Here is a 16,504-nt window from a genome sequence, read left to right on the forward strand (position 1 = left end):
AGGGCAGCCCATTTATTGTTCTGCTATAATAAAATCTATATAGAAAACGATTGAGTATTTTCAGTTAGATGTAGTTTGCCGAAGTCTAGCAAGAAGGGACTTAGATTTTTATAAATACAAAAGTGAGCAGGTGGAAAATCCTAAAACCTTCTTGCGGATCTATAGCCATAAATGTATAAATTTAATCGCTTTCTATATAGTATAAATATAGGTAAAAATAGGAGATGAATTACATGACGATAGAAATTATTCCTTTACTTGAAGGCGTATCAAATGCCACTTTAACAGCATATATTCAAGATGCATCTATGGATCAGCGCTTCCCAATTATAAGACCGGCAATTATTATATGTCCAGGTGGGGCCTATATAGGAATCACAGAAAAAGAAGCTGAGCCGGTTGCACTAAGATTTATAGCAGCGGGATATCATGTGTTTGTGCTGAGATATTCCATTGGAACTCAGATTGGGAGATTTCCAGCTCCTTTTATAGATGCAGCCAAATCAGTCATGCTTATACGTGAGAATGCCAAGAGATGGTATGTAGATGCGGATAAAATTAGTTTATGTGGATTTTCAACAGGCGGTCATAGCGCGGCGGTCTTATCTGCATCGTGGCAAGATGATTATTTAGTAAAAGCCATTGGCGCAGATAGCCATTTATTTAAGCCTAATGCTTTGATTTTGGGGTATCCCTTATTAGATCTATATCAGTTCAAGATGAAGAGTCTTAAAAATTCCCTTGATATGCAGCCTTTATTAGAGATGATGTTTAGCGCTATATATGGCACCATAAATCCAAATGATACGCTTCTAGAGGAGTGGAGTTGTACGCGCAGAGTCACTTCAAATATGCCGCCAACCTTTTTATGGACAACTTCAGAGGATGCAGTTGTGGATGTAGAAGAAAGCCTTAATTTTGTTAAGGTTTTGGTTGCAAATAAAATTCCTTATGAGTTTCATATCTTTGAAAAAGGTGCCCATGGATTATCATTAGGAGATGAAACAGTTGGATATAAAGAGGCAGATATGAGAAAACATGTAAATGTTCATAAGTGGGTAGACCTGGCACTGAGTTGGCTTAAGAATTTACAAGGCTGAAGGGCTTAATAAAGTACCTTTACAATTTGCTGAAAAATGGTATAATACAAACGATTAAAAAGAAACATTATTAATAGACAGGAGATGAAAGCATTGAACTGGGAGCTACTTATAGGCCCTGTAGTTGGGGGTATCATAGGCTATATTACAAATGGCATAGCTATTAAAATGCTATTTAGACCATTAAACCCTATTCATATATTTGGAATAAAATTGCCGTTTACACCAGGGATTATACCTAAAGAAAAAGGCAGGCTGGCAAGAAGTATTGGGCAAGTAGTAGGGAAAGAACTTATTAATAAAAATGTGCTTGAAAAAGTACTTTTACAAGAAAATATATATGCGCAGATCGATCAGAAAATAGATGATGTTATTGGGCAATACGAAGCGAGTGAACTTACGGTAAAAGAACTCTCCGAGAAGATGATTGACAGGGATTCATTAGAGGAGATAGGTATTGAGGTAGAAAAAGCACTTACAAACAAACTTTATACTAAAATAGTTGAGATGAATTTAGGGGAGATCGCCGTAACAAACCTTATAAAAGAGGTTAATAATGGACTAGATAAATCTTTATTTGGAGCATTTGCATTTTTTATTAATGATAGCCTTATAGAGAGTATCGCGCTTAAACTGGAACCTATCATTAATCAAATGGTTGAAGCCCAGGGAGAACAGCTTATAATACGTGCTGTTCAAAGAGAAGGCGAAGCGTTTTTGAATCAGCCTATTATGCATATCACGTCTTATGCAAAAGAAAAAGCAGCGCTCATAAAAGATATAGTTAGAAAAGCCTATACGTATTTTGTACAGCATAATCTAGCACATGCTCTAGAGATTGTGGATTTATCAAAGGTGGTAGAAGAACGTATTAATGCTTTTGATACACTTGAACTCGAGAAAATGATCTTACAGATAATGGCTAAGGAACTAAATGCTATTATATGGCTGGGTGCTTTACTCGGTGCAGTACTAGGCTGTATAATGAGTATAGTCTAAAAAGTATTTCTTTGGTAATAGTGTGTCTATATATGATTTTTGGAGGTGAGAAGATGGACGAGGACAGTATAAAGAACATTAAGGGTGAGTGCGTATGGGATACGTGCGCTCATAAGATAATGGTTATCCAACTGAAATGTTCATCTTTTCAAGTGGATCTGAAGCAGAATAGATAACTTGACTCCTTAATGTTCCTTACTAAAAAATAGAGATTTATTAAATGGCATAATTTATACAAATAATGAACAAGAAGCCTAGTTATTCAAAATTGATGGCTTAAAGTAGGAGGAACTACGATGGAACAAGTACTGCAGCTTATTGAAGAAAAGAAATTTATAGAAGCAAGACAAGAGCTTAATAGAAAAAATGTAGTTGATATAGCTATGTTGTTTGAAGAAATGAGTAAAGAAAATGTTGTTAAAGTATTCAGGGTGCTTCCAAAAGATATAGCAGCTGATGTTTTTGCCTATATGGAACACGAACAAAGAGTTATCATTATAGATTCTTTAACAGATAAAGAAGTTTCTCATATTATTAATGATTTATTTATAGATGATACAGTTGACTTTTTAGAAGAACTTCCAGCTAATGTGGTTAAGAGAGTACTTAAGAATACAGATGAAGACACAAGAAAAATAATCAACCAATTATTAAAGTATCCTGAGGGTTCTGCTGGAAGTATTATGACTATTGAATATGTTAATCTCAAAAAAGAGATGACAGTAGAAGAGGCCCTCAAACATATTAAAAAGACTGGGATAGATAAAGAAACAATCAATACCTGTTATGTAACCTCAGAAAACAGAGAGCTACACGGTATAACATCTATTAGAAAACTTATATTAAGTGATGCAGATGTCTTCATAAAAGATATTATGAAGACAGAGTTTATTTATGTGCACACCTTAGATGATCAAGAAGAAATAGCAGAACTATTCAAAAAATATGACTTGTTATCTGTACCTGTTACAGACAATGAACAAAAGCTAGTTGGGATTATAACAATCGATGATATCGTGGATATTATAGATCAAGAAAATACAGAAGACTTCCAGAAAATGGCAGCAATGACCCCTTCAGATGAGGAATATTTAAAGACAGGGATATGGACGCTTGCCAAACATAGAATTGTATGGTTGTTGGTTTTAATGATTTCAGCGACATTTACTGGCAACATTATTAAGCGGTTTGAAGATGTGTTGCAATCAGTTGTGCTGCTGGCAGCATTTATTCCTATGATTATGGATACGGGGGGGAATGCCGGCTCGCAATCTTCGACGCTTATTATTCGTGGATTGGCACTGGGGGAGATCACCTTAAAGGATATGCTTAAAGTTATATTTAAAGAATTTAAAGTAAGCTTTATGGTGGGTAGTGCGCTTGCGGTTGTTAACTTCATAAGGATATATTATTTTGAAAGAACAAGTTTTCATATTAGTCTTACCGTGTGTATTACTTTGTTCTGTACAATCGTTATGGCAAAGGTATTAGGAGGTATACTTCCTATAGTTGCTAAGAAACTTAAACTAGATCCTGCGATTATGGCAGGGCCATTAATTACTACTGTAGTAGATGCTATAGCATTGATATTATACTTTACAATGGCAGCGTGGTTTTTGGGATTATAAAGAGACTTAAATAGTATTAACCACTATAACAATAACTTCTATGAGAGGTGTTAAAAGAACTCTTATAGAATTTTTTTTATTATTCAAGAAATGGAGAGGGCGTATCTATAAAAGAGTATTGTAAACTTTTAGAAATTAAAAAGTTGACAAATGGTATGGGATAAGTTTACAATACTCTTATAAAAAATAACAAATGGTAAGGAGAAAAAAATGGAATCAAGAACAATAGCGCAAACCAAAACGTATACATATGTTATCTGTGCCCTCTTTGCAGCACTTTCAGCAGTAGGTGCTTTTATTAAAATCCCTATGCCTCTAGTGCCGTTTACACTGCAATTTTTATTTACAGCATTATCAGGTGTTTTGCTGGGTTCAAAAAGAGGGATGCTCGCACAAATGCTTTATGTAGGTATCGGACTTGCGGGCATTCCTATATTTACAAAAGGCGGCGGCATAAGTTATGTTTTTCAGCCTACCTTCGGTTATCTCGTTGGATTTATTATAGGAGCATATATTATTGGGAAGATCGTTGAGCAAAAAGGTGCCAGTTTCAAAGTGATATTTATGGCTTCTTTTATTGGCGTTATAGCTATTTATATTTTTGGAGTAATATACATGTATTTTATTGTTAATCTTTATATTGGAAGCCCGATGCCTTTAAGTAAGGCCATTTACGTAGGTGCAATAGCTTGTTTGCCAGGAGATCTAATATCATGTTTTATTACCTCGTTAGTAGGTTCTAAGTTAGTTCCCATATTAAAGAAACAACAGCTTATTTAAGTGATGATGCCTGAAAAAGAATAGAAGGAGCTGCGATATGCATTTATTAGATCAACTCGTTAGGGATATTAAGGCAGGGTATCACATTACAAAAGAAGAATCTATAGCTCTACTAGATTATAAAACAGAAGATTTAGCAAGGGTAGCTGATGAAATAAGAGCCTATTTTTGTGGGGATCATTTTGATTTTTGCAGCATTATTAATGGTAAAAGCGGCAAGTGCAGTGAGGACTGTAAATACTGTGCGCAATCCGCACACTATAACACGCGTGTGGAAACATATTCGCTCCTAAGTGCAGAGGAATTTGTAAGAGATGCAGCCTATAATGCAAGGCAAGGTGTAGATAAATACTCTATTGTAACAGCAGGGAAGAAGCTTAGCCGCGAGGATGTAGAACATGTCTGTGAAGCCTATAGAGCTATAGGAGATCAAGTAAAGGTTAAGCTATGTGCTTCTCATGGGCTTTTAGATGAGGAGGCTATGCTTAAACTAAAAGAGGCAGGCGTACTGAGGTATCATAATAATCTAGAAACTTCAAGAAACTTTTTCCCAAAGATCTGTACCACACATACCTACGATGAAAAGGTAGAAACGATTAAAGCTGCTAAGAGAGTTGGTTTAGAAGTTTGTAGCGGCGGGATACTAGGGCTTGGAGAAAGTGTAATAGACCGTATAGATCTAGCTTTCGAGCTTAGGACATTAGAAGTAGATTCTATTCCGCTTAATATGCTAAATCCGATACCAGGGACACCACTTGAAAATATTTCCAAAATGACAGAAGATGAATTTTTGAAGACAGCGGCGCTTTTTAGATTCATCAACCCCCAAATATATATAAGACTTGCAGGCGGTAGAAATCTGCTTAGCGGATATGGAAGAGAAGCTTTAAGAGGGGGGGTTAATGCCACTCTTACAGGAGACCTTCTTACAACCTGTGGCAACAAAATTGTAGATGATATAAAAATGGTTAAAGCATTAGGTTATACCCTATAGCCGCGTAATGGATGAAATAGTAAGCGTATATAAATGGTGTATGGATGAAACAATAAGTATATAATAGATTCATACACTTAATAACTAGGAGTCAATGCTATGATCTATAGAATTAAACAATTTTTCCAGGGGTTGGCTGCAAATATTAATGAACAAGATAAGGTGTTTATTAATAACTATCTAAATGAAAAGGAACAGAGGCTTTTTTTTCAACTAAGACTTAGTGAACAATACCATAGTTTAAAGGTGGCATATGGCTGTTTCAAATGCTTACCACAAAGCAGATCGTTAATTAGATCAGCCCTTTTACATGATATCGGCAAAGTAGGAAGCAACTTGAATCTGATCAATAAGTCTCTTGTAGTGCTTGCCAAGAAGTTAAATATAAAACATCAATTGCTTCCTGAATTTTTGCAAAGAGCAATGTACTATAAAAAAGAGCACCCTGTAATCGGATATCGACTGCTCTTAGCGTATGATTTGGATCCAAGAGAGCTTCTCCTTATTAAAGATCATCACCACTTTAAGAAAGAGCAAACTATAGAAATGCAAATACTCCAATGTTATGATAATAAATTCTAATGAATTTATTATTGAAATGGACAGGGAGCAATGTTATAATCAAAAAAACGGGAATGAATGTCTCCCTTGGTAAAAACCAAAACCGCTTATTTAAGCTGATGACTTCTGTGATAATTTTATCGCAGTGCATCAGTTTTTTTGTTTATAAAGAATAAAGGAGAGAATCATATGTTACTAAGTTTTGCACTGATTTTATTGATTGGATTTATATTAAGCGGCATCTTTCAAAAGCTTAAATTACCAGGTCTTTTAGGAATGCTGATAACAGGTATTGTTTTAGGTCCGTATGTACTGGGGTTGATTCATCAGGATATACTTAATATTTCATCAGATCTTCGTACTATTGCACTCATTGTTATCTTAACGAGGGCCGGTTTGGCACTGGATCTTGAGGACTTAAAAAAAGTTGGAAAGCCTGCAATTCTAATGTGCTTTGTGCCTGCAACCTTTGAGATTGCTGCTGTTACACTGCTGGCACCTTTATTGTTGCAAATATCTTATATTGAAGCAGCTATTATGGGAACAGTATTAGCAGCGGTATCACCAGCTGTAATTGTTCCTAGGATGCTTAAATTAATGGAAAATGGCTATGGCAAAGTAAATAGTATTCCACAGCTTATTATGGCAGGAGCTTCTGTTGATGATATCTATGTTATTATCTTATTTACCTCTTTTATGAGTATGTATGAAGGGCAAGGATTTAATATGGCTGGGTTGATTCATGTGCCGATAGCTATAGTTGTTGGACTCGCAGCAGGCATTATAGCAGGACTATTACTCGTGTGGTTGTTTAATAAAATACACATGAGAGATACTATAAAAATACTTGTTATTTTAAGTACAGCTTTTATATTTATTTCAGTTGAAGCTATTGTGAAAGATTATATCCCTATGTCAGGCTTATTGGCTGTAATGGCTTTAGGGGGAACTATTTTAAAACAATATGAGGTTTTAGCCAGGAGATTATCTGGGAAATTTTCTAAGATATGGGTAGGTACAGAGATGCTGTTATTTGTACTTGTAGGAGCGGCTGTTGATATTAGATATATCGGGAGTGCAGGGCTTATGGCAGTGATACTTATAATAAGTGCACTTGTTCTTAGAATGGGCGGCGTATTTATATGTGTTATTAAAACCAAATTATCTGCCAAAGAAAAACTCTTCTGTGCGATTGCTTATTTACCTAAAGCTACTGTGCAGGCTGCGATCGGGGCCATCCCGCTTTTAGCTGGTGTTAAAGCTGGTAATACCATTCTTGCTGTCGCGGTACTTGCGATCATAATTACAGCTCCCTTAGGAGCTGTTGGAATAGATTTGAGCTTTAATAAACTGCTTTCTAAGTAAAGCTGGTATTATTATTTGCGTTTAAAATAATTCATCATTTTTTTATGATGATTGATATCTCTAATCTTCTTTTGCTTAACATGTGAAGTTTTTATGCCTTCTATCAAAGAGACTGTCATAATGGTAAGTATAATAGAAAAGGGTAGCCCGGTGGTAATAACTGCTGTTTGGAGTGTAGACAGACCTTTTTCGCCCCCAATAAGCAGTAAAATGGCAGCAATAAAGCCTTCCATACAGGCCCAGAAGACTCTCTGAGTCATAGGAGAATCTAAACGTCCTCCGGAAGTAATATTATCCACTACAAGTGAGCCGGAGTCGCTTGAAGTTACAAAAAAGGAAATCACAAGAATCGTACCCAAAATAGATAAAAGGATTCTAAGTGTACCTGCTAAAAAGGGAATGTTTAAGTAATTAATCATTTCAAATAAGGCAATTGGCAGATTATCTTGAACGACATCAAATAAACTACCACCTGAGGCTTCATTAAGATAAATAGCAGTTCCGCCGAATATGGACAACCAAATAAATGATAAGAGAGAGGGGACTAACAGTACCGCTAAAACAAACTCGCGGATGGTCCTGCCTTTAGAAATTCTGGCGATAAACATACCTACAAATGGAGACCAAGAAATCCACCATGCAAGGTAAAATACAGACCAACTCCCTTGCCAAGCTTGATCTTTAACAGAAACGCGGAAAGCTGATAAGATAAAATCATTAAGATAAAGGCCTAAGGAATTACAAAATAATCTGATGATATAAAGCGTTGGCCCTAAAATGAAAATCGCAAGCATAAAAACAGCAGCCAGTTTAATATTTAGGGTAGATAAGAACTTAACCCCTTTATCTAAACCTGAGACAACAGATAGGGTAGCTATTAAAGTAATAATAGTAATCATGATAACCTGAACAAGTATGCTGATTTCTAGCCCAAATAAATAATTAAGCCCGCTATTAATCTGTTGTACTCCAAGACCTAAAGACGTTGCTAAACCAAATAAACAAGCAAGTACTGCCAAAATATCGATAATGTCTCCCAAAATGCCTAGTACTTTATCGCCTAGTAATGGATAAAAGACAGACCTTAAAGAAAGAGGCAGTTTTTTATTGTAGGCAAAGAAAGCCAAGGCTAAGGAAATAAGCGTATAGATTCCCCAAGGGTGAAAGCCCCAATGAAAAAACGTTGTTGCCATAGCTGAATAGGTTGGGTTAGTGCTTGCGAATATAGGTGGGGCAATCTCGGCGTGATACAAAGGTTCTCCAACAGCCCAAAACATAAGACCTATGCCCATGCCAGCAGAGATGAGCATAGAGTACCATGCAAAGTTAGAGAATTCTGATTCGCTCTCTATGCCGCCAATCCTTACATTACCCAGTTTAGAAAAGGCAAGAAATAAACAAACAATAATAAAGAAATTGCTAGATAATATAAAGACCCAGTCGCATTGTGTAATGATAATTTCCTTTATATTTTCAAACATGTCAGTAGCACGATCTAAGTCTAAAAGTGCATATAAAGAAAATATTAATATAAAAACACCAGAAACAATAGAAACTACAGGATTTAAATCAAATCCGAACTTATTAAAGTTACGGCTGTAGAGCTTCTCTTCTAATTTTTTAGTAAGCTCATCTTGTTGTATATCTATGGTATCTTTCATTATAGAACCACCTTCCTAATACTAATAAAAGCTATACTCATGCTAGAGGTATAGCTTTTATTAGTATTAGGAGGGTGAAAAAAATTATACCCATTATATTAACTTTGGGTCTCAACAGGAGAAAGAGCAATTAGAGTTAAGCTTTTTGCCCACGCTAATATTATAGTACTTGAAAATTTTACTATGAAAAAAAGTCAATAACTAATGAAAATAAGAAAATATAAGCTGATATTATGCAATAAAGGTAGAGATATTGACACGCTGAGTGATATGATATATATTTTACACATGTTTTAGAGAGGGAGCATTCAAAAAAATATACAAATAGTACAAATATGTGGAGGAGATGATTTAGTATGAAATTAAGAAAGACTCTTATGTTAACTCTTAGTTGTATTATGGCAGTAGGTTCAGCTGGATGTGCATCAAAAACAACCAATCAAGCACCGGCTGCAGGCAGTGAAACTGTTCAAGGTGGAAATGCCAGTTCAGAACAGATTACTTTAAGAATGGCTTGGTGGGGATCTCAAGCGCGTCATGATGCAACAACAAAAGTCATTGAGATGTACCAAGAACAAAACCCTAATGTTAAAATCGAAGCAGAGTTCTATGATTTTGATGGATACTTTACAAAACTTAATACATTAGTAGCCGCTAATGGTGTTTGGGATATTTTCCAATTAGGAGGCAACTTCCCTACATATATTGATAAAATTGTTCCTCTTGATGAGTATATTAAAGACGGCATTGTTGATGTTTCAAATACAACAGAAGCATTTTTACTTACAACACAATCAGAAGGTAAACAAATCGGCATTTCTAATGGTGTTAACACTTATGGTATTGCGTATGATCCAGCAATGTTTAAAGAAGCTGGTGTTGAAGAACCAACAGAAAATTGGACATGGGATGATTTTAAGAATGCCGCTTTAACCATTCATGAAAAGTTAGATATATATGGAAGTTCTAAAATAGATGACTTTATTGCAGGGGGGTCAATGGGAGTATCTCAAGAAGACTACGCCTTAAACTTCTTTGCGGTATCAAATGATAAATTAGGTTTTGATGATCCTAATATGTTAGTAGACTACTTGCAAATGAAAAAAGATTTGGTAGACGCAGGGGCGTATCCAGATCCAGGAGCAATTGCTGAAATTAAAGATATTGAAGGAGATTACCTTGTAACTGGTGAAGCTGCTATGACTTGGGTAGCAAGTAATCAAATGCCTACTATTGCACAAGCAGCAGGCAGAGAAATTAAGCTTGCTACAGTTCCAAGAAAAAAAGCAGATGGACCAGCAGGTGCGACAATTCAATCTTCACAAATGCTTTGTGTATCCAAAGACTCAAAATATCCAGAAGAAGCTGCAAAATTCATTAGTTTCTTCCAAAATAATGAAGAAGCGAATAAAATTTTAAACGGTGAACGTGGTATACCTATTATGTCTAATGTACGTGATATGTTACTTGCAGAAGCAGATGAAGCAAAACAAGAAATGTATAACTTTGTTGATCTTGTAGGAAGTTTTAAAACTGGTCAAATAAATGTAATCAGCCCTCAGCCAAAGGCAGAAATAGAAGACCATTACAAACTATTACTAGACCAAGTTATTTATGATCGAAAAACAGCGCAGGAAGCAGCTAAAGAAATTTATGAGTTTGCTGCAGCGAAGTTCAATTAAGATTAATAATTGTCAAAGCGAAAGGTAAATACTTTGCTTGCAATAGGACTCTTATACTGTTCTTTTAGTATAGTATAGGAGTCCTACTATTAAATAAAGAATGTAATTATTTACATGAAGATTAGTTAGAGGAGAATAATATGGATAATATAAAAAAGAGAGATTCAGCGACATTTTCTAAATTTCTTCATAATAATAATACGGTAGGTTATTTCTTTGCAGCACCGTTTATTATTGGATTTTTAGGTTTTACCATTATACCCATGCTTACTTCCATGTATTATTCTTTTACGAATTATAATATGGTATCTCAGGAGAGTTGGGTAGGCTTTCAAAATTATGCACGACTATTTACAGATAAACGTTTTATAAATTCAGTTGCCGTTACTTTAAAATATGTGCTTTTATCTGTGCCTTTGAAGCTTATTTTTGCTTTATTCATTGCTTATTTATTAACTAGAAAGAGCAGTGCAGTAAGTGTATACCGTTCACTATACTATGTACCGTCACTTATTGGGGGCAGTATTGCTGTAGCATTAGTATGGAAAGAACTCTTTTCTACAAAAGGACTTATTAATGCGATGCTTATTTCGGCGGGATTTGAAAAAATCTCATGGTTTGGTAATCAAAAGATGGCCATGATACCTCTTATTTTGATGACGGTCTGGCAATTTGGATCCTCTATGATTATTTTCGCAGCAGGCCTGAAACAGATACCAAGCACCTATTACGAGGCCGCTAAAATTGACGGAGCCAATAAAATTCAATCATTTTCAAAAATTACTTTACCATGTCTTTCCCCAATTATCTTATATAATTTGGTTATGCAGACAATAGCAGCTTTTATGGCCTTTACACAAGCTTTTGTTATTACAAGAGGAGGTCCAAATGATGCGACTAACTTCTATGCCCTTTATGTCTATAATCAAGCTTTTAAGTATTATGATATGGGATATGCGAGTGCCATGTCATGGGTAATGTTAGTGATTATAAGTGTGATTACTGCAGTTATATTTAAAACATCTAAACGTTGGGTGTTTACAGAAGCCGGAGAGGAATAGGAGGGGCAGATTATGAATATAAAATCTAATACAAAAACGAGTCAGGTTAATGGCCAGGCAGTGAATGCGCCTTGGTCTTCAACGTTTAGATTCAGCACACAAATGAGTAGGTTGTGCTATCACGTTTTTATTCTAATATTTGGGTTAATAATGATTTATCCTGTACTATGGATGATCAGCGGTTCACTTAAAAATAATGCAGAGATTTTAAATGGTTCTTTAAGCCTTATTCCGCCAAATTGGAGATGGGATAATTTTTCAACTGGATGGAAAGGGTTTGGGGGAATAGGATTTGACACCTTCTTTAAAAATTCATTTGTTGTAAGTGTTGTTTCAACTGTAGCAACAGTTATATCCTCTGCTTGTGTTGCCTATGCGTTTTCGAGGATCAAGTTTAAAGGGAAAAAAATTTGGTTTACAGCTATGATCTGTACAATGATGTTACCAGGACAGATTATTCTTATTCCTCAATATATTATTTATAACAGATTAGGTTTTGTGGGTACGATTATTCCGCTGATACTGCCTCATTTCTTTGGTCAGGCTTTTTTCATCTATCAGATGATGCAGTTTACATCAGGTATTCCAAGAGAATTAGACGAAGCGGCTACGATTGATGGGTGCAGCAGATATTCGATTTTCACCCGTATTATTTTACCGCTTCTTAAACCTTCTATTGTAACCACAGTCATTATCCAATTTTATTGGAAGTGGGATGATTTTATGGGGCCACTTATTTATCTAAGCAAGCCTATAACTTATACAGTATCTATTGCTATTAAGTTGTTTGCAGATGCGTCCTCTACTACTGACTATGGCGCAATGTTTGCAATGTCCACGCTATCATTGCTCCCAGTATTTTTAATCTTCTTATTCTTTAATAAATATTTGGTTGATGGTATCAGCACAAGTGGTTTAAAAGGCTAGTAATCTTTTCATTTGTGACAGTATCACGGGCAAAGCTTGTGAGATGCATTGGGGGTAAAAGTATGATTAATAGATACGAATTAGTTTCAAGACATAATCCTATATTGAAAGAAGTTGACTTGTTTTCTCCGCTTACGGTTGGAAATGGAGATTTTGCATATACCGTAGATGTAACAGGCATGCAAACGCTATATACAGAGCATAAAGCAAGCTCGGTCCCTCTTTGTACGATGAGTAGCTGGGGCTGGCATACTGCCCAGGTGAGTGAAAAACAAGATGCCTATACAATGGATGATTTAGAAATGACAGAATACAACTATGCAGGCCGCAAGGTAACCTATGCCGTAGAGATGAAGGCAGGCAATGAAGAAGTTTATAAATGGCTCAGACATAATCCACATCGCATTAACCTAGGCCAAATAGGCTTGATCTTTAATGAAGAACCTATAAGGTTAGAGGATTTATCAGAAATACATCAAGAATTAAAACTATACGAAGGTATTATTGAAAGTCGTTTTAAGCTTCATGGGATCCCTTGCAAAGTCACCACAGCCTGTGATTATCATCAGGACGTTTTAGGCATTCACATTGAATCTGAGGCTCTTGCAAAGGGGCAGCTTAGTGTTAGGATAGCTTTCCCTTACGGGGCAACAGATATTACAGCTTCTGATTGGGAGAGTCCCAATAAGCATAGAAGTACTTTATGCCATCGGAGTCAAACGCAGCTTACGCTAAAGCGGAAGATGCACCATACTGTGTATTATGTTGACTTTAAATGTAATGGGCCTGCAGTGTTTACGCAGACAGAAGAACATATGTTTAAAATATCAGCCAGTTCAAGTAATGAACTTAATTTTACAACCATGTTTTCAAAGGAATATCCAGGTGAATCCACAAAAATAGAAGAAATATTTAAAAGTAGCCAAGAAGGCTGGAGAAGTTTCTGGGAAGATGGGGCAGCTATAGATCTGCATAAATCCAAAGACCCAAGAGCTATGGAACTTGAAAGAAGAATTGTATTGTCGCAGTATTTAATGGCTATTCAATCCTGCGGTTCTATGCCGCCACAGGAAACAGGACTTACCTGCAATAGCTGGTATGGCAAGTTTCACTTGGAAATGCACTTATGGCATTCAGCCAATCTTCCGCTTTGGAATCGTACCAGGCTCTTAAAAAGAAGTCTTCAGTGGTACAAGGAGCAGCTTGAGGGAGCTAAAATGAATGCAGCAAGAAATGGTTATAAAGGGGCTAGGTGGCCAAAGATGGTAGCCTATAATGGGATCGACAGTCCATCTCTTATTGCAACCTTATTAATATGGCAGCAGCCACATATTATTTATATGTTAGAACTTGCCTACCAAAGTGGCGAAGGAGAAGCATTCCTTAAAGAATATTGGGAAATAGTTAAAGAAACAGCAGAATTTATGGTAGATTTTACAGTCTATAATGATGAAACGAGAAGGTATGATTTGCGTTCTCCTATTATTCCCGCTCAGGAAGAACATGATCCTACTATAACCATCAATCCAACCTTCGAAGTAGAATACTGGAGATTTACATTAAAAATTGCATTCGATTGGGCAAAACGTCTAGGCTATGAGGCCTATAAATGGAATCACATTGCTGATAATATGGCAGAGCTGCCTATAAAAGATGGTTTCTATTTAGCCCACGAAAACTGTCCTGCTACATTTGAAAAGTTTAATAAAGATCATCCATCTATGGTTGGAGCTTTTGGTCTGATTCAAAGTGACAGAGTATCTCATAACGTGATGAAAAATACTTTAGAAAAAGTATTTGAATGCTGGGATTTTTCTACAATGTGGGGCTGGGACTTTGCGATGATGGCTATGACAGCGGTACGGCTTGGCGATCCGGAAACAGCTATTGATATTTTACTCAAAGATACACCAAAGAATAGTTATGTAGCAAGCGGCAATAACTTTCAGAAGTTACGCCGGGATTTACCGTTGTATTTGCCTGGGAATGGTTCATTGTTACTGGCCATTCCTCTTATGACGGCAGGGTACACGGGGTGTACAGAAAAACTTCCTGGATTTCCAAAGAATGGCATGTGGAAAGTGGAGTTTGAGAACATGAATGCATATCCCTATTGATAACGTAATGGTTATGCAGAAGCGCTGTTATTTACATAAAAGTATGGGATATTTTTGTAAGATAAAAGGAGAGAACGATGATAGAGAATCCTATTTTAAAAGGCTTTTGTCCAGATCCTAGTATTATAAGGGTGGGAGAAGATTATTATATTGCAACTTCTACTTTTGAATGGTGGCCAGGGGTAAAGATCCATCACTCTAAGGATCTGAAACACTGGGAGCAAATACCATCTCCTCTTCGAAGAATGAGTCAGCTTAATATGATAGGAGATCCTACTTCTGGTGGCATATGGGCACCTTGTTTAAGCTATGATAATGGCAAATTTTATTTAATTTATACAGATGTAAAGACAAAAAAAGGCCGTTACTACAATAATCATAATTACCTCATCGAAACGGAAGATATTTATGGTGAGTGGTCAGATCCTATTTATTTAAACAGTACAGGCTTTGACCCTTCTCTTTTCCATGATACAGATGGCAAAAAATATCTTGTTAATATGCGTAACGGATTTAAAGGTATTTTAGTTCAGGAGTATGACCCTGTAAATAAGTGTTTAATAGGAGAAGTAAAAAATATTTTTGCAGGGACTGAAGCTGGTTATACAGAAGGACCGCATCTATACCACATTGGTGAATGGTATTATCTTATAGTAGCTGAGGGTGGTACAGGATATGGACATTGTGTAACAATGGCCCGTTCTAAAAGTATATGGGGACCCTATCAAGTAGATCCTGGAAATCCTATGCTCACCTCCAAAGAGGATGATGATGCTTATCTGCAAAAATGTGGGCATGCTGACTTTACGGATACACAAAATGGAGAATGGTATATGGTTCATCTTTGTGCCAGACCACGAAAAGGTGAGAAAGCCTGTGTATTAGGGAGGGAAACGGCCATTCAGAAGGTTTACTGGAATGAGGAGGGGTGGCTTAGGCTTGCAAACAATCAGTTTGAAGCGGCAAAGTTTGTAGAAGAACCAGCAGGAATAGAAGAACACCCTTTTGGTAAAATAGAGGAACGCGATGATTTTGAGGCGGAGGAGTTAGATGTCCGCTATGTTTCGCCGAGGATTCCGCTAGATGATAATGCAGACTTAACTGCCCGCAAAGGATATTTGCGTTTATATGGGCAAGAATCTATGAATTCGTTGCACCGGGTCACTTTAGTAGCCCTCAGACAGATGGCGGTAAAAGCAGAAGCAGAGCTGTCAGTAGAATTTTCACCGAGACATCCTGAGCAACTGGCGGGACTAACTTATATGTATGATGCTATGAATTTTTATATTTTAGGAAAGTCAGTAAGTGAAGACGGCAAGCCTGTACTAACACTTCTTATAAGTGATACCGGAGTTATAACAGAGCTTATAGAACCAGTAATACTTGAAACAGATGAGAGGCTTTATCTAAAAGTATGTACCAGTCAAGATGGAAAAATTGTTGATTTTTATTATTCCTATGACGGTAATGGGTGGAGACAAGTAGGTTCCTCTTGTGACACCTATATCTTGACAGATGAGCATTGCAGAGGATTTACAGGAGCGCACTTTGGGATGTATTGCCATGATATGACAGGTCTAAGGCTGCATGCTGATTTTGACTATTTCATTTACAGATAACATACATGTA

The 16,504-nt window shown here is 36.4% G+C and carries 13 protein-coding genes and 1 riboswitch; of the genes, 12 read left to right on the forward strand and 1 reads right to left on the reverse strand.

All coding sequences use genetic code 11. The features are described 5' to 3' along the window. The first annotated feature begins 233 nt into the window (after positions 1 to 233). From BN3326_RS15095 to BN3326_RS15125, 7 genes are all read left to right on the forward strand, one after another. Positions 234 to 1,100 (forward strand): alpha/beta hydrolase, encoded by an 867-nt coding sequence (locus tag BN3326_RS15095; protein ID WP_070000081.1) that lies wholly within the window; start codon positions 234 to 236, stop codon positions 1,098 to 1,100. 93 nt (positions 1,101 to 1,193) lie between these two features. Next, positions 1,194 to 2,099: a DUF445 domain-containing protein gene (locus tag BN3326_RS15100; protein ID WP_070000082.1), complete on the forward strand. Its 906-nt coding sequence runs from the start codon at positions 1,194 to 1,196 to the stop codon at positions 2,097 to 2,099. A gap of 296 nt (positions 2,100 to 2,395) precedes the next feature. After that, complete coding sequence (gene mgtE / locus BN3326_RS15105) at positions 2,396 to 3,727, forward strand: magnesium transporter (protein WP_070000083.1); 1,332 nt, start codon at positions 2,396 to 2,398, stop codon at positions 3,725 to 3,727. Positions 3,728 to 3,937: 210 nt separating this feature from the next. Continuing rightward, on the forward strand, positions 3,938 to 4,507 hold the full coding sequence (locus tag BN3326_RS15110) for a biotin transporter BioY (RefSeq protein WP_070000084.1): 570 nt from the start codon (positions 3,938 to 3,940) through the stop codon (positions 4,505 to 4,507). Positions 4,508 to 4,544: 37 nt separating this feature from the next. Continuing rightward, a complete protein-coding gene (gene bioB, locus BN3326_RS15115; RefSeq protein WP_070000085.1) occupies positions 4,545 to 5,501 on the forward strand; it encodes a biotin synthase BioB in 957 nt (318 codons plus the stop codon). A 99-nt stretch (positions 5,502 to 5,600) separates the two neighbouring features. Next, a complete protein-coding gene (locus BN3326_RS15120) occupies positions 5,601 to 6,083 on the forward strand; it encodes an HD domain-containing protein (protein ID WP_070000086.1) in 483 nt (160 codons plus the stop codon). Between the two features lie 40 nt (positions 6,084 to 6,123). Next, positions 6,124 to 6,198, forward strand: a riboswitch (Fluoride riboswitch). A 53-nt stretch (positions 6,199 to 6,251) separates the two neighbouring features. Next, positions 6,252 to 7,427, forward strand: coding sequence for a cation:proton antiporter (locus tag BN3326_RS15125; RefSeq protein WP_070000087.1), 1,176 nt, complete (start codon positions 6,252 to 6,254; stop codon positions 7,425 to 7,427). 11 nt (positions 7,428 to 7,438) lie between these two features. Here the strand turns inward: BN3326_RS15125 and BN3326_RS15130 are convergent, their stop codons facing one another. Beyond that, complete coding sequence (locus tag BN3326_RS15130; protein WP_070000088.1) at positions 7,439 to 9,088, reverse strand: BCCT family transporter; 1,650 nt, start codon at positions 9,086 to 9,088, stop codon at positions 7,439 to 7,441. A gap of 356 nt (positions 9,089 to 9,444) precedes the next feature. Here BN3326_RS15130 and BN3326_RS15135 point away from each other — a divergent pair, with 356 nt between their 5' ends. The 5 genes from BN3326_RS15135 to BN3326_RS15155 all read left to right on the forward strand — a co-directional run bounded on the left by BN3326_RS15135 (position 9,445) and on the right by BN3326_RS15155 (position 16,494). Next, complete coding sequence (locus BN3326_RS15135; RefSeq protein WP_070000089.1) at positions 9,445 to 10,770, forward strand: ABC transporter substrate-binding protein; 1,326 nt, start codon at positions 9,445 to 9,447, stop codon at positions 10,768 to 10,770. 140 nt (positions 10,771 to 10,910) lie between these two features. Beyond that, on the forward strand, positions 10,911 to 11,831 hold the full coding sequence (locus BN3326_RS15140; protein WP_070000090.1) for a carbohydrate ABC transporter permease: 921 nt from the start codon (positions 10,911 to 10,913) through the stop codon (positions 11,829 to 11,831). 102 nt (positions 11,832 to 11,933) lie between these two features. Next, on the forward strand, positions 11,934 to 12,758 hold the full coding sequence (locus tag BN3326_RS15145) for a carbohydrate ABC transporter permease (RefSeq protein ID WP_070000158.1): 825 nt from the start codon (positions 11,934 to 11,936) through the stop codon (positions 12,756 to 12,758). A 62-nt stretch (positions 12,759 to 12,820) separates the two neighbouring features. Then, entirely contained in the window at positions 12,821 to 14,875 is a 2,055-nt protein-coding gene (locus tag BN3326_RS15150) for a glycoside hydrolase family 65 protein (RefSeq protein ID WP_070000091.1), read from the forward strand. A 77-nt stretch (positions 14,876 to 14,952) separates the two neighbouring features. After that, on the forward strand, positions 14,953 to 16,494 hold the full coding sequence (locus BN3326_RS15155; protein WP_070000092.1) for a glycoside hydrolase family 43 protein: 1,542 nt from the start codon (positions 14,953 to 14,955) through the stop codon (positions 16,492 to 16,494). The last annotated feature ends 10 nt before the right edge of the window (positions 16,495 to 16,504 follow it).

This window comes from Cellulosilyticum sp. I15G10I2 (assembly GCF_900095725.1).
Taxonomy (GTDB): Bacteria; Bacillota; Clostridia; order Lachnospirales; family Cellulosilyticaceae; genus FMMP01.